Source organism: Ectobacillus ponti, assembly GCF_024294785.1.
Taxonomy (GTDB): domain Bacteria; phylum Bacillota; class Bacilli; order Bacillales; family Bacillaceae_G; genus Ectobacillus; species Ectobacillus ponti.
The window spans coordinates 1-21,857 of sequence record NZ_JANCLT010000016.1 but is presented as its reverse complement, the minus strand read 5'-3'; the positions used below and the strand labels follow the sequence as shown (position 1 = coordinate 21,857).

The window sequence follows — 21,857 nt, the reverse complement described above, 5'->3', positions numbered from 1 at the left end:
CATCCCTACGATGCGTCCCTGGTCCGGATTAAATTGTGTTTCTCCAGGAATTGCTTCGCCACATCCATTACATCCCGATGCAGGATATCAACCTGGTAGGTCAAATCAATGATCGTTTCGTTTGTAATATAAGGAATGATGTTTTGCATCACTGAAGCCAACTGTGGGTGGGCCTCCTTCACTTCCTTCCGCACAACAGGCGCTGCATGATAGGGTGGAAATGCCTGTTTGTCATCCTCCAGCACCTGCAGGCCGTACTCCTTTAACCGGCTGTCGCCGGCCATGCCGATTGCCACGTCCGCCGTTTGCTCGTTCACCGCCTGATACAGCAGTTCAGAATCGAATACAACCAGGTTGCCGGGCTGAATCGGCAGATTGTATACCGCTTGAATATGCTGAATGCCATCTGCCCGATTTAAAAATTCCTCATTTGCCGCGACCTTAATAGAATGTTGCTTTGCATAAGAAGAAAGATCGGTAAGCGTGCGGATGTGCTGCGCGTCAGCAATGCTTTGCTTCATCAGCACAACCCAGGTGCTGTTAAAGCTGCTTTTTCCAATCCATTCAATTTGCTTCTCTTTATCCTTCTTCGCAACCGCTGCAAACATGGCATCGCCATCATACAATGCCGGCTCTTGATGGTAAAACATATGGGCTGTTCCTGTGTATTCCCAATATAAGTCCACCTTCCCATTCTCCATTGCACTCCGAATGGCCGGGCTGTCCAGAAAGACAATTTCCCGTGTTTGAAACCCTTGCTCCCGGAGCAAAATAGCAGTCATCTTCATCAGGATATATTGCTCCGTAATAGATTTGGCCCCCAGGGTTATAAGAGGCTCCTCACGCTTGCTTATACGGCTTGCCTGCTTTGTTTGCAGCATGCAGGAGCTCAGCAACAGCACAGCAACAACAAACAACGAGCACATTGGAATGGCTTTTCGCACAGTCTCTCTCCTCACTCTGCGGAAGCAAATTTTTTCATTTTATAAATGAGTGTATGCCTGGAAATCCCAAGCAGTTCGGCAGCCTTTGTTTGGTTGCCGTTTGCCTGGAGCAGCGCCCGTTCAATCATCTTCTTCTCTACATCCTCCAAGATGTAAGAAAGCTTTCCATCCAGAGAAACAGAAGACCCTGACGGAATGGGCTGATGCCCCGCTGCCGGAAGATGGGCGAGAACATCATGGCTTGAAATGAGCCCCTCGCGCTTTAAGATGTGCACGCGCTCCAAGACATTCAAGAGCTCGCGCACGTTGCCCTTCCAGCGCTGTTCCATCAGCAATACCAGCGCTTCCTGCTGCATGCCGATGGTTCTCCCATATTTTTCATTAAGTGTCCGCAGCTGCTTGGCAACTAAAAACGGGATGTCCTCTCTGCGCTCACGAAGCGGCGGAATGGTCACTTCCACTACATTTAAACGATAATACAAGTCCTCCCGAAACAGGCCCTGCCGCACACTTTCTGCCAAGTTTTTATTCGTGGCCGCCAGAATGCGCACATCAACTGTTTGCAGTTGATTGCTCCCCAAACGGGCAAAGCACTTTTCTTCAATCACATGCAGCAGCTTCGCTTGCATCGCTACTGGCATTTCCCCAATCTCATCCAAAAAAATCGTACCGCCATTTGCTTTTTCAAACTTGCCTGCACGCGAGTCCGTTGCACCGGTAAATGCTCCCTTTTGATGTCCAAACAGCTCGCTTTCCAGCAATGCTTCTGGAATAGCCGCACAGTTTACCGCAACAAACTCCCGCTTTTTCCGATTGCTCGTTTCATGGATCCATTTTGCCAACGCAGTTTTCCCTGAACCGCTTTCGCCCAGAATCAGGACATTGGCTGCTGTATCCTTGATCTGCAGCATCATATCCTGTAACTGCTTCATTGCCGGGCTTTGAAACACAAAGCCTGACTCTTCCGCTTCAGGATCTCTCATTCTTGCAGCTTTGCCATGGCTGCAAGCATTGACAACCATATCGCGCAGCACATCTAAATCAGCGGGCTTTGTCATATAATCGAAGGCTCCCAGTTTCATAGCCTGCACCGCTGTTTCCACGTTGCCAAAGGCAGTCAGCATGATAGCCTTTATTGGCATATGCCGCGCTTGCATCTCTTTTAGCAGCTCCATGCCTGTACCATCCGGAAGCATATAGTCAATCACAGCCGCATCAATCGGGGTGCGCTGCAAAATAGCCAAAGCCTGCTGCACTGTATGGGCAATCTCCACTGCCAGATTGGACTTTTTCAATTTTTTCTCTATATATTTGCAAAGCATAGCCTCGTCATCCACCAGCAATACACGATACATCATGCCATTGCCTCCTTAACATAAAATGTACAAATGACTGTAGTCCCTTCTTGTTCCCGGCTGTAAATCCTCATTTCCCCTTGATGCTCCTGGATGATATCGCGTGCAATGGTCAGACCAAGCCCCGTCCCTGCAGCTTTTGTGGTGAAGAATGGTTCAAAGAGCCATTCATATTCCTCCTTCGAGATTCCCTTTCCTGTATCCCGCACAGTTAAGACAATTTCACCGTTCGCAAGCTCCTGCAGCCCAACATACAACGTCCCGCCATGCGGCATAGCATCCAAGCTATTCAACATAATATTGAGAAGCGCCTGAATCAGCTGATCCTTGCGCCCCATAATCATAAATTGTGTATGGCACATGTTATTTTCAAGCTTAACACCCTGCTCATTTGCCTTAATCCGCAGCAAATGAAGGACTTCCTTCACTACCTGAGTAATGACCACTGGCTCCCTGACAGCAGGATTCGCCCGTGCAAAGCTGAGAAAGTTATTTACAATGCCATTCATCCGCGCAATGACAGAGGAAACATCATCTACCAGCTCCCTTATGTCTCCTGTGCTTTCCTCCGTCTCCTCCCGCAATAGTTGAGCCGCACTTGATAGAATAGCCAACGGATTTTTGATTTCATGGGCCAATCCAGCCGTAATCTGTCCCGCTAGAGCCAGCTTTTCATTTTGCTTCACCCGGGCTTCCAGAAGCTTCATTTCTGTCACATCCTGTAATACTGCCAGTACCCCGATGTTCTCATATCGTTCCGTATACAGCTTAGAGGTATATACCTTGACAATCCTTGTCTTTCCCGTTGTATCAGCCAGCTGCATTTCCTTATCCTGATAGGTTTGTGGAGAATACAACAGCTCCAGCAACGGCTGTAAAGAGACATCAAAAATAGGAGTGTCTGTTACATAAGCACCGATTAAGTGGCTCCTGGACAAAGAAAGCATTTGCTCAAAGCGCTCATTGACATGAACAATTCGGCCCTCTGTATCGAGAGTAATCAACGCATAGGGAATTCCCTCGATGACGTCATGAAGGTACAGCTTATGCCGTTCAATATCCCGCTGCTTCCTTAAATTGCTTTCCCCCATCCTTGTAACCGCTCTCAAAAGAATGCCTATTTCATCCTTGGCTGTGTAGCTTCCTAAAGACTGCAGCTGAAACAAAGAGGTTTGCTGAGGAAAATTTTTTGCGTAGGAGGTGACATGTAAAATAGGATACAGCATCTTTCTCAATCCGACCGCTGTTAGAATGAGCGCCAGTATCATCAGCAAACTGAAGATGAAAGTAAGTGCCCTGGATAAATTCGTAATGGGTGCAAAGGCAATGTCCTTTGATACACCATATACCATCCGCCAGCCATCCTGCAGCGAACGGTAAGTCATAAGCGAAAGCTCGCCCTGATACTTCGCTTCCAGATGTCCGGCATACTCGTACAGCAATTGGTTCTGAATTTCCGGTACGGAAAAAGAAGCCCCTAAGGCCGTTCCATTTGTAGAGGAAATAATCGTTCCCTTCTGGTCCAGCAGGACACCAAAATACTTTTCGCTGAGACGGTTGCTTCTCAGCACATCAGCAAGATAGTCTGTACTCAGCACCGCAACAACCATGCCGACGAATACCTTCTCCTTATTCAAAATCGGAACGGCAATACTTACTTCCGGCTGATCCATTCTGTTAGTGTAAACAGGCGAAACACTGTATTTCTTGCTCCACTTTACCTTTTCTAAATCTGGATGCATGAAAACCGGCTGTCCTGATACGGAAAACGGCGCCTGTGACATAACAACACCTGAGGGGCTTACGGTATAAGCGGAGACAATGAATGCGCTCTCGGATACAACTTGCTTCAGCATTTCCTGCAATGTTGTACCGTTCATATCCGGACTTTCGGCATATCCCACGATCAGCCTCAGCTGCAGCACAGCATCCTGCACTTCCCGGTTCAGCCGCTTTGTGAGCGCTGCGGACTGGGCAGTCGTATTTGTTAAAATTTCCTTTTCCACTACACTCTCGGCATAATTGACAATTAATTGATAGAACACAACGATGGGGATGATGAGGGTAAAAAAGAATAGGAGAATGTACTTCTTCGTAATTGTGCCGTCCAACCATATCCACTTCTTTTGCAAAAGCAACACACTCCATTTTCTCTTAAGTTATAACAATTATACAGAATATTCCCAAAAAATAAACAAGGATAAGGCTGAATTATTTCGATTTAGAAGGCTTGTTTTGCTTTATCCCTATGAGGTATGGAGGCGAAGAAAATATTGGGACAAGCTTTTGTTCCTATATCTTTTATTTCCTGTTGACATCGAAATGCTGAAACTCTGCAAATTCTTTCCACTCTTCTATTTGTTCCAGCCTAAGAAAGCAAAAAAGACAAACTAAAAGAGCCCTATGAAAAAAATCCCGAGGCCCGGGATTTTTTTCATAGAGACTTTCCTGCTCAGCTGTATCGCAGCCGCGCCGGCTACACCTGCTTCGGATCGTTGCGGCCAATTCGGCTGATGAAAAGCTCCAGCTCGTCAAAGTCATCCTCATGCGAATCCGGCATGGATACGGCCGGCTGGACAGGCGGCTGTACCGCTGCCGGATTCTCTGCCTCAGCCGCCTTAGGGGACTCCTCCTGCTTTTTCAGGCTTTCCGTGTAATAAGCAAGCTGCTTTTGCAGCGCCGCGTTTTCGTCCTCCGTCTCGGCAAGCTTCCGCTGCAGGGATTGGTGCTCCTCCAGCAGCTTATGAAGCTTTTCATTTTCCAGCTGGAGCTCCTCCAGCTGCTGCCCGCGAGCCTCGAGAGCCTGGCTCTTTTCAGAACGGAATTGGTTAAGCAACCGCTCCTCCTGAGAGCGGAGCGCCTGTTCTTTGGCAGCCTTGGCGCGTGCCAGCTCCTTTTCGTATTGCTGGTTTTGCTGCTCCAGCGCTTCGAGCTTCGGCCGCATCGCGCCAACCTCTTTGCTGAGCTGGCCCGCCTCCTTGTTGCTCCGATCGAGCTGTTTTGCTCCAGTCTCCAGACTTTTTTTCAGCTGATTGATTTCCTTGTCCTTCTTCGCCGCTGCCTGTTCCTTCGTTTTCAAGGACTCCGACAGATTTTTTTGCTCACGCTCCAAGTTCGCAAGCTGAGTCTCCAGCTGCACGCGCTTCTGCTGTTCCTCCTCATACTGCGCCTTGTAGCTTTTTTTCTTTACCTGCTCTTTCAGCTTCGACAGCATGAGGATTGCATCGGCAATCTGTTCCTCCAGCTCATCCGCCTCTTTTTCATACACTGTCCCGAAATCCTCAGGCAGACGAAGGCCCGTGTCCGCCTCGTACTCCTGCCCGAACTGCTCGAGCACCGGCTTGATCCGCTCATGATGCTCTTCGTGCATGCGCAGCCAAGCGACGTACGTGAAATAGGGAAGCTCCCCGCTTTCCAGCAATTCCTCCACCCGCACGAAGAACTCATCGGAGCCGGCAGCTTCTCCGTCCATGTGTGTGTCCTGTATATACTCGAAGGCTTTTTCGGCAAAGGCAGTAAGCCAGCTGTGCAAGGAATGGGAGTCAGCGGCGAAGCGGCTGACCTCCCGAATCATGTCTTCCTTTCTCAGCTTCTTCATTTTCGATGGAGTCAGCTTCGCCTTCAGCAAAACCATCTTTTCATCCACCAGTGCCTTCACCAACTGCTCCTTCCCGACTTGCAGCAGCAGGCAGGCGTCCAAATACATATTGTCAATGCCTTCCACAGTGACGTACTTATACTTCTTTTTCAGCTTCATGCGCGTTCACCGTCATAGCCGATAAAGGCGCCTTTGCCGGACTTGCTCATGCCCTTATAGATCTGCTCCATCTGGCGCTTCATGAGCGGGTCCTGCTCCGTCTTGCGTGCTTCATAGAACACACTTGCCGGCAGCAGCTCGTTCTTTGTATGGGCGAACTTGGCGATCAGCCGGTATGTCTCCAGGCGCACCGGCGCGCTCGGACGCTTATGCAGCACATCGCGCAGAATCGGGCCGATTTCCTTTGGCAGCACATTCGGGCGCTGCAGGGTCAGCAGAATTTGCACAGCCTGGGAATCCGGCAGGTCGCGCAGGCGCTCCGCAATTTTTGTAAGGTGCTTGAAGCTCAGCAGCGATGTGTAGCTGCGCAGCTGCTGCTGCTCTTCGCTCGTCCCGGCAACCAGCAGGTGCAGGTAATCCCGGAACGCTCCCGCATCGCCCAGGCGCACAAGAGCATATAAAGCGCTCAGCTTCGTTGTCTGCTGCTGCGCGTAAGGCTTCACCTGCGGAATGTAGGATTCATCCCCCAGCGTTGCAAGTGCCTTCATGCATGCTTCCTTCAGGCGTTGGTTATCCGCCTTTTGCAGCTCTTCTGCCACAAACGGCGCAAGCTTTGCGTCAAGTGTATGCGCAATGCCTTCCATGACAACCGTGCGCTTCGCCGGCAGACGGCGGTATGCTTCCTGCAGCTTCTCGCTGGCCGTGGCTGTGCGGAGGCCCCCAATCATTTTCGCTGCCTCACGCGCTCTGACAATATCGCCCTCAGTCTCCAAAATGTCATAGAGTACCGGCACAATGAGATCGCCAAATGACTTGATGGCCACGGAATAGATCGGGCGCAGCGCTCTGACAGCCGTGTCCATGTAGGTGTAGAACAGGCTCTTCACAATGGACGGCTGCAGCACGCGGAAGCTGTACGCCAAGGAAATGGCTTCGCCGATAATATCCTTGCGGCCGGCATCCAAAGCATCAATGACCGGCAGCAGCTCGCGCACCGCCTCTGTGTTGCGCATGCGCAGCAAGGCCTCCATGGCAGGAATGAACAGCGCCGGCTTCTTGGCATGCTCCAAAATCTCCGGAACGACTTCCCGGTCGTTGATTTGTCCCGCAACGCGGATCGCCAGTTCAAGATGCTGTTCATTTTTTGCGCCCTGCAGCACCCCTTTCAGGATCATCCGGCCGTTCAGGCTGAGCACCATGAGACGGGTGCACATTTGCACCAGCGCTTCGAGCTTATAGCGCTCCTCTTTGCTGCTGAAATCGAAGAGGTAGATTTTCCGAAAAATCGCTCCTACCGCCTTGTCACCGATCTTCTCGATTTCCTGCGCGGCGCGGAGCACCTCTGTCCGCTTTTGGCTGCTGCTCATCAGCTCAAGGTTTTTGGAAACTTGCTGATAGGCGTCATTCGTCAAGGCCTTGTCAAGCTCGGAAAAAGTCAAATCCACATAGCCGACGTAGCCTCCCGCAAGCCCAATCTCCACCTTTACCTTCGGGGACTCCTCCTGGTAAATCGGCTGTTTATCCGCCAGCAGCTCAGCCCACTCGTCCACCTCCGCTTCATCCTCAAACAACGCCTGCTGTGTCCGCTTCTGCTTTTCCAGCTCCGCCCTTACCACTTCCTCTGACGGAATTTCCATCTGCTCCAGCTCCGGGAAGACTGGCGGCTCGGCCGCACCGCTTCCCTTCGCTTGAAGCTGTTCTTTAATTTTCAAGTTTAATAGATCACTCATTTGTACCATGTGAATCTCCCCCTTCTCCCTTATTTCGTCATAGCCATGTGCTTGCCATTAATGCGTTCCTTCTCTTCCTCTGTGTACTTGCGGACTCCGACATTCACGTGGATCATTTCAGACTCATCATGCTTCAGCCATGCCTTTACGCTCAAATTCCGTTCCTTATCCACCTCCACGCGCAGCACAAGCGGAGAACCGACGCGGACCGGGTTTTCGAATTCCAGCACCGCATTCTTCAAAGGCTGCTGCGCCAAATCATCAGGGCTCTCGCCCGCAAACAGGCTCAGCTCCATCCGGCTGACATATTCCTCGTTTCCTGTTACAAAAAAGCCTTGCTCGAATGTCTTATCGTACGGAATGCTGTCTCCTTTTTTGATCAGCGCGACAGGCGTGCCCTTCAATACGCGAATATACACATTTTGCGGGTAAATGCGTTCTTCGGATACCTGTGCAAGCTGAATGCCCTCTTGGTCCTGATAGTAATGGTAAATGGCTGCACCGCGTGACACAGAGTACATCGGATTTGTTGCAACTGTCGGTTTTTTGCCGAAAATCTCGTAAATGCGGCCTCTCACTGCAGGGAAGGCCGTCATTCCTCCCACGAGGAAGACATGGTCAATATCTGCTGCCTGCAGCGGCATGACTGCTGTCGATAGGGCATTCAAAATCGGGTGCTCAATATTTTCATGGTCATTTTCGTGCTTCTTGTATAAAAGCGGCTGAATAATCTGATCCATCTCCTGCTTGGTGATGGACAGCTCGCACATCAGCTCGGCCGGCACACCAAACAGTGTCTGGCTGAACTTGAGCTGGTCAAAGCTTCCCGGCTGGTCATAGTAGCTGATATCGAGCATTTCTTCGCGGGCAGTCACCTGCCGTGAGAATTGCATTTTTGCCGTTTCCGCAAAGTCCAGCAGCACCGCCTTCACCTGGCTGATTTCGCTGCCGTATTTAATCATCATGTCTTTCGGGGACACGCCCTGTTGCTTCAGCAGCTTTCGCAGCATGTAGTTGTGCACTTCCTTATCAAAATTCATGCCGCCGAGCTCTGTATATTGAGAGATGGATAAATCTTCAATTCTCAGCCTTTTGTCCTGTCCCTGCGTGACACGGTGGATGGTTACATCGCATGTGCCGCCGCCAAGGTCAAATACAAGGATGGTTTTCGGCCCGGTGCTCAGATTTAACGCGCGATGCTCCGGCGCCTTCTCATTCTCCTCATGCAAAAAGTCAATCAAAGCTGCCGTTGGTTCCGGAATCATATGAATTTTATCAGGATTGAAGCCGGCAAGCTCCGCTGCGATTTTTGTCTTCGCCTGCTTCTGGAAGTTGAAGTTGGCCGGGACTGTAATGACGGCCCCGTCCACTTCTTCGCCAAAGAACTTCTCTTCCACCGTTTTCTTCAGCTTTTTCAAAACGAAAGAGGAAATATGCTCCGGCGCATAGTTTTCATTGTTGATCGGCCATGCGACCTCATCCCCAATATGGCGCTTTACTTCCGACATGACCTGCTCCGGTTCCACACACTGCATCCGCTTGGCATAGCTGCCGACATATGGGATAGAGTCACTGTCGAAATACACAGTGCTTGGCAAAATTTCGTTAAAGGTCATATTATGTCCATCGTATTGCTGCACCTGCAGGGTTTTCGCCTGCACCTGCTGGCTTGCTGTCAACTCGGCAATGGATACCGTAGAGTTCGTAGTTCCCAAGTCAATTCCGACATAGCGTTTGCTCTTTGTCATCGTCATTTTCCTCCTCTTATTAAGCCTGTTGCTCTGCCTTTACAACTTCCTCAGCCAACGGATAAATCAGGACACGCCCATTCATTGCCCAGCCATGCTGCATGATCCGGATGGTCACGTACTCTTCCCCTGCAGTCAACGGTGCTTGGAGGGCAAACAGCTGCTTGACCTTCTCCCGCTTCATCGTAATTTCTTCCCCTACCTCATAGGTGTTCGTAAATGGCTCAATGCCGCCCATCTGCAGACTGTTAAAGAGATTTCTCGCCATCGGCACCTGATCCTGTCCCTTATACAGCTCGGAAAGCAAATAGCGGGATCGCTGGCCGGCAATATACTCGAATACTTCCAGCAGCTTGGTGTACTGCAGCTCTTCGCGCTCTTCCTCCAGGCGTGTTAAATGGTAACGCAGACGCTCATTTTCCTGCTCCAACGCCGCCATTTTCCCGGCCTCTTCCTGCTGCTTGTCCAGCTGCTTGGACAAAGTGATAATGGTCTGTGCGTATTGTTGAATTTGGTCCGCAGGATTTCCGGAAGCTGCTTCCTGCTCCGTTGCCGTCGCAATGGGCTCAGCTTCCTCCTGCTTCGGTGCAACCGTTTCAGCTGTCTCCTGTACCGGCTTCTCATCCTGCTGTGACAGCCAGGACTTCACATTGCGGTACGCCTCCGCGAAGCCCTCTTCATGCTGGCGCTTCTCCAGCACCGGCAGGACAATGGCCGCCATCCCCTTGGCAAACACAGCCTCCTGCAGCGGAATATGCTGCGTCAAGCTTTCAATGTTGTAGCGCAGAAATCTCCGGCTGCGGTTCATGAAATCCAGCTTGGACAGCGTGTGCTTCACAGAGTAAGCTTTTTCTTTGCCGAACAAATCCTCCATTGTTACGGCATGGACGCGCAGCAATTTATCATTTGTCATGTAAACGATAAAGCGGCAAAACAGCTCGCTGAACAGCTCAATGCTTGTTTCGGAATATACGGTATATGCATTCAAATCGCCTGCGCAAATCGCTTGGAACGCGTGCTTTTGCCGGTCATCCTCCAGAACAGATTGGTCCAAAACAATGGAAAAGGCATCCTTTTGAAGCTGGATTGTGTTCTCCCTGTTCCATTTCTTTACCAAAAAGTCCAGCAGCTCGCCATTTCCGGAAGCTTCCCCTTCATACACCAGCTGCTCCAAAAGCAGCTTCAGTTTCCAGCAGAATACACGCCGCTGTGTGTTTTCCTTCAAGCCGTACTGCTCCAGGATTCCGTTCAGCCGGTCCTCACCCAGCTTCAGTTCCTCCTTCATTGCTTTGAAAAAACCGTTGTGCTTAATCACCTGTTCCAATACTTTGTTCATTGTGTCTCCTCCGATATCATCGAATATGTTTGGCCGTTATAGGCCGCAATTACCTTCATAGGGAGCTGCCCCAACAGCTGCCGGACCGTCGGATATACCGCGATTCTCCCCTCCGCCCGGGGCGGCTTGTAGCTCTGTTCATGCTCCCCGTGCACAAGCAGCACCATTTGAGGCTGCAGGGATACGACAGTCTCGACAATTTGTTCCCGGCTCGCGTGCGCCGAAAGACGGAAGCTTGCAACGCGGGCCCGTACATCCACATCCTTGCCATGCAGGGCTATCGTGCGCTGCTGTTGCTCCCGCAAAGCATGGATACTGTAGCCCGGACTTTCTTCATCTATATAGCCGGTAAAGGCGAGCGCATGCTCAGGACGGGGCAGCATACGTTCCGCGTACCGCGCCGATGCGCTCCCCTCCTGCAGCATGCCGGAGCTGGCAATGATGACGCGCTTTCCACCGGCCATGATTTGGTCATAGTGCTCATCAAACGAAAAACTGCGGTATATCTGGGAAGCCGCCTGCACACCGCCGCCGAAAAATAAAGCTTCATTCTCTTTCCGGAGCGGATCGTCTTTGAGATAGTGTTCATAAATGCGGCAGATCTCCGGCACCATTCCGTCCAAATAGACGATAAACGGCAGAAAGCGCTGCTGCTTGAAATGCTCCTTCACAATAAGCAGCAGCTCCTGGGCCCGGCCGAGCGCAAAGGCTGGAATTAAGATAGATCCGCCCTTTTCCGTCACATCAAGCAGCAGCTGCACAAGCTGCTTCTCCTGCCACTCTCTTGTCGTCGCTGCATTGGAGGGCAAATAGCCATAGGTGCTTTCTGTAATCAGCACATCGACAGACAAGTCCGGCGGCAGCTGTAAGCCGGACACCGTCCGCTGCCGGTCGAGAGAGTAATCTCCCGTGAACAGAATGGAATAATCGTCAATGACAAGATGGATAGCAGCGGCCCCCAAAATATGGCCGGCCCGATAGAAGGTCACCTTCCATTCCTTCCCCTTTGAGGGAATGGAGATTGTGCTCCCCAAAGAAACCGTTTGCATATGATGCAGGGCGGCCTGTAAATCCTGTTCACTGTAAAACCCGGGTGTGGTGCGGTTGTTGCGCTGTACATCCCTCAGCAAAACCTCCATGAGCTCCCTTGTCTCCTCTGTCGCATAGATAGGCAGACCTTTGTGCAGCTGATGCACATAAGGAACAGCTCCCGTATGGTCCAAGTGTGCGTGTGTCACAACGAGAGCATCAATATCGGCAAAGTCAATTCCCTGCTGATGCAGCACCTGGTAATTCGGGAATACGCGGTTTGGATCGTTCAAATGCATGCCGGCGTCCAGCAGCAGATGGTGCTCTCCCACGGAAGCAAGAATGGAGGTGCCCCCAATTTTTTCTCCTCCGCCGACTACCGTGATCCGCACCGGCGACAGGTCCTTCTTCTCCTTCGCAGCTGCCGCCTGTGTCAGCTGCTGCAAATAGGAAACGGCCTCCGGAAGATCCGCATGGTGGCAAAAGGACTGCTTCAGATGCGGCAATCCGTCCAGCCCCTGATCCAGCACGTACAGCCGGACGGCAGACCAGCTGTACGGCTGCTGCCGCAGCCACGCCAGCTCCGCCGGAGAAAAGTCTTTCTGCTCCAGCTTTTTCCCCAGCAGGAACAGGAGAATGCGCTGATCTTGCAGCGGCTCCTCCACCTGCAGCCGATCCAGTGCTTCCAATGTTTCCACCGTTAAGCTGCGGGCAGCCGCCTCCTCATAATAGGTTAGAAATAGGCTCATACTATTCCCAAGCCGCTCCCGAAAGCTTAGGATATCTCTTCGCTGAAACAGCTCCGGAAGAAGATCCAGCACGAGAGCCCATGCAGTAATTTCATCCCATTCCGCCAGGTGCTCCCGCTTCAAATCCAGCAGCTTGCGCAAATGAAAGCGGGACTGCGCAATATGCTTACGCTTCCATTCCAGCCTTACCGCCAGGAGCGTGCCTTTGACATACAGCCCGGCCAAAGCTTCGCCATGCTGGATGAATGCCTTTGTCATCCTTTCATACAAGGAGATATAATCTGCGTAAATCTCCATTCCGTGCCTCTCCAAATATTCCATACAGGCGAACGAAAGCTCCAAATGGCTGTCCGCCCCCTGCTGCAGGAGCCAATGAATGTCATCCGGCCGGCATGTGTCTTCTACACTTTGAAGAAAGAGGGGGCCAAATACAGCTAAATCCCCGCCCTCTTCAATGGCCTGCCGAATGAAGCCCTTTACCGCCGCCAACTCGCCTATGCCGGAGAAATAGCCGCACATGCGCTGCAGCACACGCAGCGGCAGACGCTCAAATGCCAGAAGCTGCCGGTAATACCTGTCACATTGCTCCCATTGGCTGTTGTTTTCACAGCGGACTGCTGACTGAAAAATCTGCTCATAGCCAGAGATATCAATCACCTCCAGAAATTTAAACCAAATGAATTATAACTACTTTTGTATATTAACATAATCAAAATAAGAAAATTGTCGAATTTTGTTTCCCTGTCGATTATTGCATAGTATTTTTTTATTGCACAAACTGCCGCACGTACTCCTTCATTGGCTCCTCAAACAGCTCGGCATCCTCCAGCATCTCAATATCCTGCGTGTAGCCGGCGCCGCATGGGCCAACAGGTCGTTTGCCCATGGCGTGGAAGATAGAAGACTGGATGGTCAGAGTGCTGTTTTCATATTGCAGCACATAGCCGACCGAGCGCGTTTCATTGAGGTCAAAGCCTTGCACCGGCTTCACGTCATCCGGAAACTTGCTCCAATCCTCTTCCTGCTCAGCAAGCTCATCTTCATAGTCGTCCTGGTGAATGAGGTAGTATTCATTCCCATCGATGCAGCGAATATCCCGCTCCAGCCCGCAGTCAGAAAAATTTACATATACGTACTGTCCATCCTGCAGCAGGCATTCAGTCAGAACTTCAGGAAAATATTGTGTCTCGTCGTCGGACCAGCAATCCTCGAGGCGCTCGACTGCAAAGACCGGCGGCGTCATGATGCCGGTGCCGTCTTGGATGGCTTGCTTCAGGAAAGCATACAGGTTAAATGTGTCCAAGCTTGTTTGTAGTTTCATTGTTTCCCCGTCCCTTTTTGCGTCTATTTTTATAGCAGATTATTGAAAGATAACAAATCTTGTTCTTTTATGTATGAGAGCATCGGGCGTGTCAGGTCGATGTATCGCTCCCCGTTCATCCGCACGACCACACGCTGCACCTCGGCAATATTGCACATATAGTACATGGCAATGGACTTTAATGTCTCTTTCGTTCCTTCTTGATGTGTTTCCATTGGGTTCTCCCGGAACTTGTCCAAGTCATAGCTGCTTTCGAGACCATTTGCGAACTCGGTTTTCCGTTTGTCATCGAGCGTTCCTTCCACAATATACTGCAAGCGAATGGTTTCCATATAAGCCTCCATCTTGTTGTGTGTTGGTTTATTTTTATTGTAGAACATAATGTGGCACTATACGTGTCACTTTACGAAAAAGAATATGATGCCAGCATATTTTTATATTCCTCCACAAGCTCCGCTTGCAACTCGGCCGGCTCCAGCACACGCACGGCTGCCCCCATGCTGAGAATCCATTTCTTAATAGACTGCTTGCCGTTCATCGCGGCCTGAAACAGAATGCTGCCGTCCTTATGATGCTGGATACTCTGGTTTTCTCCCCAAACCGACTCCGGCACGGAGCGGGCAAAAGGCGGAGAAATCAGCAGCTTCACCCTCATCGGCTCATCCCGCATGATGCCAAGCCCGGACCATTCCTCGCGGATATCAAACGATTGGGGAATTTCGTACCGTTCTTGCAGGGGCTCCAGCCGCTCTATACGGGAAAGCTTGAAGGTGCGCAGCTGCTGTCTGAGCTCACAGAATGCGGCACAGTAGAAAAATTCGTTATAGTAGACGAAGCCATACGGGCGAACAGTCCGTTCCTCGCTGGAGGTTGCACTCGTATAGGCAAGCTTCACCTTGTATCTTCCGGTCAAGGCGCTTTGCAGCTGTACATACTTCTTGTGGTCATCGGACTGTTCGTCGTTGGGGCGGGAGCGCTGCACAAAGTGGATATATCTGTCCTTCTCTTCCTCTGTCCGCTGCACCGCCCGCAGCTTGTCCAGTGCGACCTGTGCCGCTTCTGAATATACGGTGTCTTTTGCGCTCAGCTGCTTTACTGCAAAAATGAGGGCCTCCAGTTCCCCTCCTGCCATATTTTTTGTCGGAAAGAAGGAAGCCCGCGACAAAGAGTAGCCGCCGCCTCGCCCTTGCTCTCCCTCGATATAGATGCCGGCTTTCTCCAGTTCGTCCCGGTACACCCGCACCATCCGCTCTTTAACTTCCAGCTCCCCTGCCAATTCACTGATTTTCATTTTGCCGCGTGCCTGCAGCAGTTCAATCATCCGCAGGCAATTGCTTAATTTGCTCATGCTTCTTTCATCCCTACTTTTTGTGGATACTTGCACATTATGTTTGCGGCCAAGTAAAATCGCGCTTATAGTACGTTTTCTTCAGTCGCTCCAAATCATGTTCCCACTCCGTAATGGCATATTGGTATTTGCTTATGCTATTCTTCTGTCCCTTTCGCAGCCTTACGTTATATGCAATCAGATGAGCCACCCGCTTTAAGCCCAACCGCGGTACTGCCTGCTGCAGAATGTTCCAGCGCTTCCCCCTGGTTAAACCCGTAATTTGATAGCCCAGTTTTTTTAAATCGCTGTTTTCATTCAGCGCAGGCCCTTTTTGTGCAGGTCCTGTTGTTTCTGAAGCCTCAGTGCTGGGCCAGTTAAAAGAAAGTATGTCGTCCTCTCTACTCTTACCTTTCCTTTCTGATTTTGCCGATTTATCCTGAGCAAGTTCCTTAGGTTTGTATGCTTTTATAACTTGCGGTTTGTGCATGCCCTCCAATTCTCTAACCGTTTGCTCCATGATAAAAGCCAGCTTTCCGCTGGGTGCCAGAAAATTTTCTGCTTCAACATAGCCCGTTATCCGCTCGCTTTCTCCCGGCTCGCAAAGGGCAATGCCCCTTGTTTGTCGAGTAAGTCCATATGCATTGCAGTAACTCTTTAAGATACTCTCATCCATAACATATAGTGCATTTTTAAATTCCTGTATCTTTGGCCTGTTCTTTCGGTCTACAGCATCCTTTTGGACCTTTTGAATGATGGCTTCCGTATCCGCTTGGCTGAAAGGGCTGCTTGCTCTAAACTGTTCCACTTCAGCTTGTAACAGCTGTTTGTCGTATACAGGCCTTTTCATGGCATGATACAGGGAGAGCTCTTTCGTTGCTTTTGCCAGCCATGCTGCAGCCTCAGCCGAGGCGGAAAGCAATACTTGATCCAAGTCGAACAAGTAACTGTACCAGAAGAAAAAGATGAATTCCTGTGCTGAGAGATTTGCTTCAAGAAACTCCCACTCCGCTTTCAGCATGTACTCCAGCACTTCCTTCATTTCCGTATCAAGCCGGCATGACCGCAGAAGATGGAGGAACAACAGGATCAACTTCGGTTCGTTTGTTTCAAAAATACTATCAGCGAGCTGGGAGAAGTTCTGTTTCGTATATCCTTGTATAAACGTGCCGTAAGGGGAAACCTGCAGCTGGTCCATAATTTGCAGCACATGCCCCCATATAAGGTCCACTGCGTCTGTATGTTCAGACTTCATATGGAGGGTTTGCAGCAACACAGCTTCTAATGCTTTCCGGAATTCTTCACTATTTGCCAAGTTCACGTCATGAAGTTTATGTGTCAACAAGCTGAAAATGTATTCCGCCTTCAGCACTTCTTTTTGAAGTAAAAGAGATTCACAGCACACAAGCAAAAGCTGAATGTCCTCCTGTTTCCCTGCCAAACAAATCTGGTCCCACGCATCGCAGGGAAGCATGGGGCTTGGTTATTTGCATATAACATGATTTGCCCTACTTTATGAATTATAACCTTCTCTGCTCCCCTGTTTCTTGTATTTCTTTACAGTATTCCTCGCGGGGAAGCAAAATCCCTCTTTGATCCCCTGTCCCTTCCATCTCTCATACATTCCGGTCCAACAGCCTCCCCATTTGCTCGGCCACGACCGCAGCCGGCTCCGCAATCTCACTGGTAAACCATGATTCTACGATTTCGACAACGGCAGCCCCAAAAAACCTGAGAATGATGTTCTGATGCAAGCCCTGATTTTTTCCTTCTGTCACATCCATTTCATGCTTCAGCTCTTCGATGACAAATGCGAGGAAGCGGCTGCGAAAAGCCGGCGCTCCCTTGCTCGCCAGCATCGTGGAGAAAAAGGAGTAGTTCCGTTCAAAGTATTGGAACCAAATGACAGTCCCTTCCGCATAATTCAGCTCAGCCGTTGCTTCACATAATGTGCTGAGCTCGTCCAGATGCTCTCCAATCAGCTTGTCCAGCAGATCATATTTATCCATATAGTGATGATAGATGGTTCTGCGGCCGACATTTGCCCGCTCCGAAAGGTCTTGCATGGTGATTTGGTCAAATCCTTTCTCGGCCATCAGCTCGACAAACGCGTCTTTTATTGCCTTTTGCGATTTTTGTATTCTTCGATCTACGATAGACATGCACGAGCCCCCAAGCTTTCCTGAGAAATAATGGCACAATCCCCCCTGATTTGTGCCTTATTGCACGAATCCTATGTATTTGATCATTGTGGATTTACTATGTTCATCCTATATTATACTCAAATATGCAGCTAGTGACTAAGCCTGAAAAACAGGAGGTTCTACAATGAATCGTGTGGAAATAAGCGCGGAAACATATAAACAACTGTTTGGTGATAGCGTCCCCTCAGCCGATCCTGATTTTCAGGACATCCTCACCCGCTTCATTTTCGGGGAAGTGTTCCATCAAGGCAACCTGGATGATAAGCAGCGGGAATTGATTACGCTGGTGGTGCTTACAGCCAACCAGACATTGCCCCAGCTTCGGGCGCATGTCAGTGCGGCACTGAACGTTGGGCTGACACCGGTGGAAATCAAGGAGTCCGTGTATCAATGTGCTCCGTATATCGGCTTTCCCAAAACACTGAATGCTCTTCACGAAGTCAACGAAGTGTTCCAGGCAAGAGGGATTGCCTTACCGATTGAAAGCCAACAAACTGTAGATGAGACAAATCGTTTGGATAAGGGACTTGCCGTGCAGATGGAAATATTCGGCGAAATCATTGCAAACATGCGGAAGCATGCCCCGGCAAATCAGCAGCATATCCAGGATTATCTCTCGGCCTTTTGCTTCGGAGACTTCTATACCCGCACCGGCCTTGATTTAAAAACCCGTGAGCTGTTGACGCTGTGCATGGTAAGCAGCTTGGGCGGTGCTGAGGGCCAAGTGAAGGCACATGTGCAGGGGAACCTGAATGTGGGCAACAACAAGGAAACAATGATTGCTGCCATTACCCACTGCCTTCCCTATATGGGCTTTCCGAGAACACTGAACGCCTTGGCTTGCGTGAATGAAATCATTCCTGAAAACGAAGCATGAATGGAGGAAGACAAATGGCAAAGCATGAAGAAGTCAAGCACGGCGTGATTTTCCCGGCAGGTGAGAAAAACGAGGCGTTTGCACAATTTTTTACGGGACAGAGCTATTTACAATCACTCGTTGCCGACCCTGAGGTGAATGTCGGTGTCGGGAACGTGACCTTTGAGCCGGGCTGCCGAAATAACTGGCACATTCATCACGGCGGATTTCAGCTGTTATTGGTAACTGGCGGCGAAGGCTGGTACCAGGAGGAAGGCAAGCCCGCCCAGCCGTTAAAAGCCGGCGATGTCATCGTCATCCATGATGGGGTCAAGCACTGGCACGGAGCTGCCAAGGACAGCTGGTTTGCACACATTGCCATCACTGCAGGCACGCCGGAATGGCTGGAGCCTGTTGATGATGAAGCCTACAGCCAATTATAAACAAGGAGCTGACCTCACATGTTGGGTCAGCTCCTTTATCTGTACGCACATCATTTTTTCATGAAGCCTGCACAGCTGCATGCCTCTATTTTTTTGCCGACAAAGACGCAAGCGCGGATGGACGAAATCCTTTCACAAGCAGCCATACCGCCAAAATCATTTCATTGGCAGCGACCGGCAGCGCCAAAATGGCTCCCCAAACGGACAGCTGCTGGATGACGCCAAACATCACCAGCAAAGCGCAGAGGAACACAAGCACCGCCCCTGTCATTCCCAGGATGGGGATGAACCTTGGGAGAAGCTTAGACTTGTAAAAGATATAGCTGTACATCATCGTATTGAGGCCCAGCATAAAGTTGGGGCCCAGCAGGAATGTCCAGTCATGCATGGCTTTCAGCAACGTTCCTGAGGCCTGAAAGGAGGCGGGAGCCGGTGCTGCGGCAGCTGCAAGTTCCCTGCTCAGCGTCAAGAGGGACAATACGCTGATGACACCCACGATAATCAGGACCGCCTCCAGAAACCTGAAGCATACATGCCAAAGGGCTATCGTTTCGTTATATTTTCTTAGAAACGGAAACATTGTGGTTGCGGTGCCGATGGCGGATGCCACAAGGATCAGCTCCATGACTGCTCCCAGCACAACCTGGCCGGCGTGCCGCGAGCCTTCCACCAGGTAATCCGGCCCCAGGATCGGCTGATACAAAGCAAGACCGGCAATGGCGGTAACCGCTGCCAGTATAAACAGGATGCCCACTGTCTTTTCTGCAGTTTTTACCTTCATGTTCAGGCCCCCTTCTTACAGTGTGTCGTCTTCGTAAAAAAACACTTCCTCAAGCGGCAAGCTGAAGGCCCGTGCAATCCGAAAGGCCAGCTCCAGGGAAGGAGAGTAGTTTCCCTTTTCCAAAGCCACAATCGTTTGTCTTGTTACGCCTGCCTTGTCAGCCAGCTGCTGCTGTGTCATTTCATTATGGTGGAATCGCAGTTTCCGAATGTGATTGCCGACAAGATGTTTGCCCATCCTACACTCCTTTCCGGTAGTGATACAGCTTTGTGATGGAGCCGGTCACATCGGACATGAATCCGGAAGCAATCAGAATCACGAACATGATCTGTGACGGCTGGTAGAGAACGAGCGACCCCATCGCTGCAACAAAGCCGAGAATAAATACGAAAAACGCGTTGCGGTTTGCTTTTAAGCTGATAAACTGATCCAGTTCATCTGCAAATGCCGGCTCCTTTTCCTTCGTTGTGATGCGGAAGATGATGTTGAAGAGGATGCTGATCATGATGTGGGCGGCAATGGAAACAAAGGTCAGCTTGAGGACAAATGCGCCCCAATAGCGGAAGGTTTCAGCCGATTCCAGCCCGCCTGTGGGGTGCTGCGGGTACATGTAAAAGCAAAAGGATACAAAAATAAGGATGACACTCATCAACGATACAATGCTTTTTTTCTCTTGATATGTCATGGTTCCCCCCCTTTAATGGTAATATATTCTATACAAAATGTAATAAGAACCATTCATCATGTCAAGTTTATTTTACATACAAATGATGAAAAACCCCCCTTATCTGAATAAGGGGGTGCGGGGCATGTTAAGTTGTATCTCACTGCAGCACCGCTTCTACAATCCTGTTTCCATTCCCCTGCAGCCATTCCGCCCGCCATGCGGCCTGCACAATTTGGTTCCTCACTCTCTCCGCCTCATTCTTTCCGTCCCAATAGCGGCCGAGAAAATGCAGAAACACATCCAGACTGCGCAGCAGGATCAGCACCGGCAGCACCTCCGCTTCTTCCTTCGCCAGATGCAGCGCACTCTTGTACCCTTTTGCAAACGCAGGAATCCTCCTCCAGATTTCTTCATCCGCCGCGCCGGGTCGAATAAAATCCGCCAGGCACACCGCCGGCTCCATCACTCTGATGTCGTATGTAACAAATTCAAAATCCAAAATGGCAGAGATGCTTCCATCTTGACAGGCCAACATGTTGGAGGCATTGAGGTCGCCGTGCACGAGCTGGTGCGGCAGCTGCTTCAGCTGTGGCACATGGTCTTCCAACCGCTGCAGCTCCCGAGCCAAGCTGTGCAGCTCCTGCTTCAAGTCCGCAAAGGCTGCCGGCGGAGACATGCAAAATGACAGCACATCCGGCTGCCGGCAGCGCGAATGCGCATGCCAGATGTCATAGTACGGTCTGTAGGCGGGAGGCTCCGTCACGTTCACCTCTGCCAGTGCCTGTGTTAACCTGGCGACCACCTGCCCGTAGGAATGCAGTTCTGTCTCCCGCTCCAAGGCTGGAGTCCCACCCGGGATAAAGCGAAACAGCGCCGCAAGCTTGCCGTCCTCTGCGCGAAGCAACGTGCCACCTTGCAATGTTGGGACAGGCTCCGGTGTACGGAATGGAAGCTGCTTCTGCTGCAAGCCCTGCAGCACACTATACTCATAGCGGACCTTCTCTTCGTCCCCATGTGTCTCATAAATGCGAAGCACGTAACGTTCTCCGCCTGCTTCAATAAAACGCGTCGTGTTATTGAGTCCGGTTGCCCCGGCTGTTACAGTCCAGCCTCCCGTGGGCAGAAACCCGTCAAGAATAGAATCAATATAATGCTCTTTCATATAGACTACATCCTCTGAGTAAGCTTTTCCGGCTATAGTTTCATCTAATAAAAGCCGGTACATGACGAGTTCCACAATCACACAGCAATTCCTCCTGCTTTCACAGGAGGAGAACCCGGCAAAATGCCACCTTTCTTCCTTGTTTCTAGGGGGGAATGCCGAGAGCTTGTCCCCCCACGGCAGGAATTGTTTCACTTTTTGAAGTGATTGTTCCATTTTTCGATTTTTTTGTTTCATTTTCGAAAAAGATTGTTTCATTTTTTGACTTTTTTGTTCCATTGCTGAAATGTGATTTGTTCCACCACACCGCGTATTGTTTCATCACATGACCACACGAAAAAAGACCAGCCATGATGGCTGGTCCTCTTTGTTGCCTAGCGACGTCCTACTCTCACAGGGGGAGACCCCCAACTACCATCGGCGCTGAAGAGCTTAACTTCCGTGTTCG

The 21,857-nt window shown here is 50.5% G+C and carries 20 protein-coding genes and 1 rRNA gene; 2 read left to right on the top strand and 19 right to left on the bottom strand.

The features are described from left to right. Positions 1-5: 5 nt before the first annotated feature. The 13 genes from NK662_RS20550 to NK662_RS20490 form a co-directional block, all read right to left on the bottom strand. Positions 6-944 (bottom strand): ABC transporter substrate-binding protein, encoded by a 939-nt coding sequence (locus NK662_RS20550; protein WP_254760841.1) that lies wholly within the window; start codon positions 942-944, stop codon positions 6-8. An 11-nt stretch (positions 945-955) separates the two neighbouring features. After that, the gene (locus NK662_RS20545; protein WP_254760840.1) at positions 956-2,302 is read right to left on the bottom strand and encodes a sigma-54-dependent transcriptional regulator; all 1,347 of its coding nucleotides are present in this window, start codon (positions 2,300-2,302) and stop codon (positions 956-958) included. Beyond that, complete coding sequence (locus NK662_RS20540; RefSeq protein ID WP_254760839.1) at positions 2,299-4,431, bottom strand: PAS domain-containing sensor histidine kinase; 2,133 nt, start codon at positions 4,429-4,431, stop codon at positions 2,299-2,301. The genes NK662_RS20545 and NK662_RS20540 overlap by 4 nt, the downstream gene beginning before the upstream one ends. Before the next feature lie 344 nt (positions 4,432-4,775). Then, positions 4,776-6,056, bottom strand: coding sequence for a coiled-coil domain-containing protein (locus NK662_RS20535; RefSeq protein WP_254760838.1), 1,281 nt, complete (start codon positions 6,054-6,056; stop codon positions 4,776-4,778). Then, positions 6,053-7,795, bottom strand: a complete 1,743-nt coding sequence (locus NK662_RS20530; protein ID WP_254760837.1) for a hypothetical protein — start codon at positions 7,793-7,795, stop codon at positions 6,053-6,055. Before NK662_RS20530 ends, NK662_RS20535 begins: the two co-directional genes overlap by 4 nt. A gap of 20 nt (positions 7,796-7,815) precedes the next feature. Beyond that, entirely contained in the window at positions 7,816-9,534 is a 1,719-nt protein-coding gene (locus tag NK662_RS20525) for an Hsp70 family protein (protein WP_254760836.1), read from the bottom strand. A gap of 19 nt (positions 9,535-9,553) precedes the next feature. After that, the gene (locus NK662_RS20520) at positions 9,554-10,870 is read right to left on the bottom strand and encodes a hypothetical protein (RefSeq protein ID WP_254760835.1); all 1,317 of its coding nucleotides are present in this window, start codon (positions 10,868-10,870) and stop codon (positions 9,554-9,556) included. Next, a complete protein-coding gene (locus NK662_RS20515) occupies positions 10,867-13,305 on the bottom strand; it encodes an MBL fold metallo-hydrolase (RefSeq protein WP_254760834.1) in 2,439 nt (812 codons plus the stop codon). The genes NK662_RS20520 and NK662_RS20515 overlap by 4 nt, the downstream gene beginning before the upstream one ends. A gap of 109 nt (positions 13,306-13,414) precedes the next feature. After that, the gene (locus tag NK662_RS20510; protein WP_254760833.1) at positions 13,415-13,969 is read right to left on the bottom strand and encodes a hypothetical protein; all 555 of its coding nucleotides are present in this window, start codon (positions 13,967-13,969) and stop codon (positions 13,415-13,417) included. 29 nt (positions 13,970-13,998) lie between these two features. Continuing rightward, positions 13,999-14,301 carry a hypothetical protein gene (locus NK662_RS20505; protein WP_254760832.1) on the bottom strand — a complete coding sequence of 101 codons (303 nt, stop codon included), beginning with the start codon at positions 14,299-14,301 and terminating at the stop codon, positions 13,999-14,001. A 71-nt stretch (positions 14,302-14,372) separates the two neighbouring features. After that, positions 14,373-15,317 (bottom strand): helix-turn-helix transcriptional regulator, encoded by a 945-nt coding sequence (locus tag NK662_RS20500; protein ID WP_254760831.1) that lies wholly within the window; start codon positions 15,315-15,317, stop codon positions 14,373-14,375. 37 nt (positions 15,318-15,354) lie between these two features. Beyond that, a complete protein-coding gene (locus NK662_RS20495; RefSeq protein ID WP_254760830.1) occupies positions 15,355-16,494 on the bottom strand; it encodes a hypothetical protein in 1,140 nt (379 codons plus the stop codon). A gap of 418 nt (positions 16,495-16,912) precedes the next feature. Continuing rightward, the gene (locus tag NK662_RS20490) at positions 16,913-17,458 is read right to left on the bottom strand and encodes a TetR/AcrR family transcriptional regulator (RefSeq protein ID WP_254760829.1); all 546 of its coding nucleotides are present in this window, start codon (positions 17,456-17,458) and stop codon (positions 16,913-16,915) included. A 166-nt stretch (positions 17,459-17,624) separates the two neighbouring features. Here NK662_RS20490 and NK662_RS20485 point away from each other — a divergent pair, with 166 nt between their 5' ends. Both NK662_RS20485 and NK662_RS20480 read left to right on the top strand, forming a co-directional pair. Beyond that, positions 17,625-18,377 carry a carboxymuconolactone decarboxylase family protein gene (locus NK662_RS20485; protein ID WP_254760828.1) on the top strand — a complete coding sequence of 251 codons (753 nt, stop codon included), beginning with the start codon at positions 17,625-17,627 and terminating at the stop codon, positions 18,375-18,377. 14 nt (positions 18,378-18,391) lie between these two features. Then, positions 18,392-18,799 carry a cupin domain-containing protein gene (locus NK662_RS20480; RefSeq protein ID WP_254760827.1) on the top strand — a complete coding sequence of 136 codons (408 nt, stop codon included), beginning with the start codon at positions 18,392-18,394 and terminating at the stop codon, positions 18,797-18,799. 85 nt (positions 18,800-18,884) lie between these two features. On the opposite strand, the gene NK662_RS20475 is transcribed toward NK662_RS20480, so the two are convergent. The 6 genes from NK662_RS20475 to rrf all read right to left on the bottom strand — a co-directional run. Then, entirely contained in the window at positions 18,885-19,580 is a 696-nt protein-coding gene (locus NK662_RS20475) for a DUF4386 domain-containing protein (protein WP_254760826.1), read from the bottom strand. A gap of 15 nt (positions 19,581-19,595) precedes the next feature. Next, the gene (locus tag NK662_RS20470; protein ID WP_254760825.1) at positions 19,596-19,817 is read right to left on the bottom strand and encodes a helix-turn-helix transcriptional regulator; all 222 of its coding nucleotides are present in this window, start codon (positions 19,815-19,817) and stop codon (positions 19,596-19,598) included. Position 19,818: 1 nt separating this feature from the next. Further along, the gene (locus NK662_RS20465; protein ID WP_254760824.1) at positions 19,819-20,265 is read right to left on the bottom strand and encodes a hypothetical protein; all 447 of its coding nucleotides are present in this window, start codon (positions 20,263-20,265) and stop codon (positions 19,819-19,821) included. Positions 20,266-20,404: 139 nt separating this feature from the next. Beyond that, complete coding sequence (locus NK662_RS20460; RefSeq protein WP_254760823.1) at positions 20,405-21,490, bottom strand: phosphotransferase; 1,086 nt, start codon at positions 21,488-21,490, stop codon at positions 20,405-20,407. Between the two features lie 64 nt (positions 21,491-21,554). Then, complete coding sequence (locus NK662_RS20455; RefSeq protein WP_254760822.1) at positions 21,555-21,761, bottom strand: hypothetical protein; 207 nt, start codon at positions 21,759-21,761, stop codon at positions 21,555-21,557. A gap of 20 nt (positions 21,762-21,781) precedes the next feature. After that, a 5S ribosomal RNA gene (rrf, locus tag NK662_RS24390) occupies positions 21,782-21,857 on the bottom strand; the annotation flags it as partial.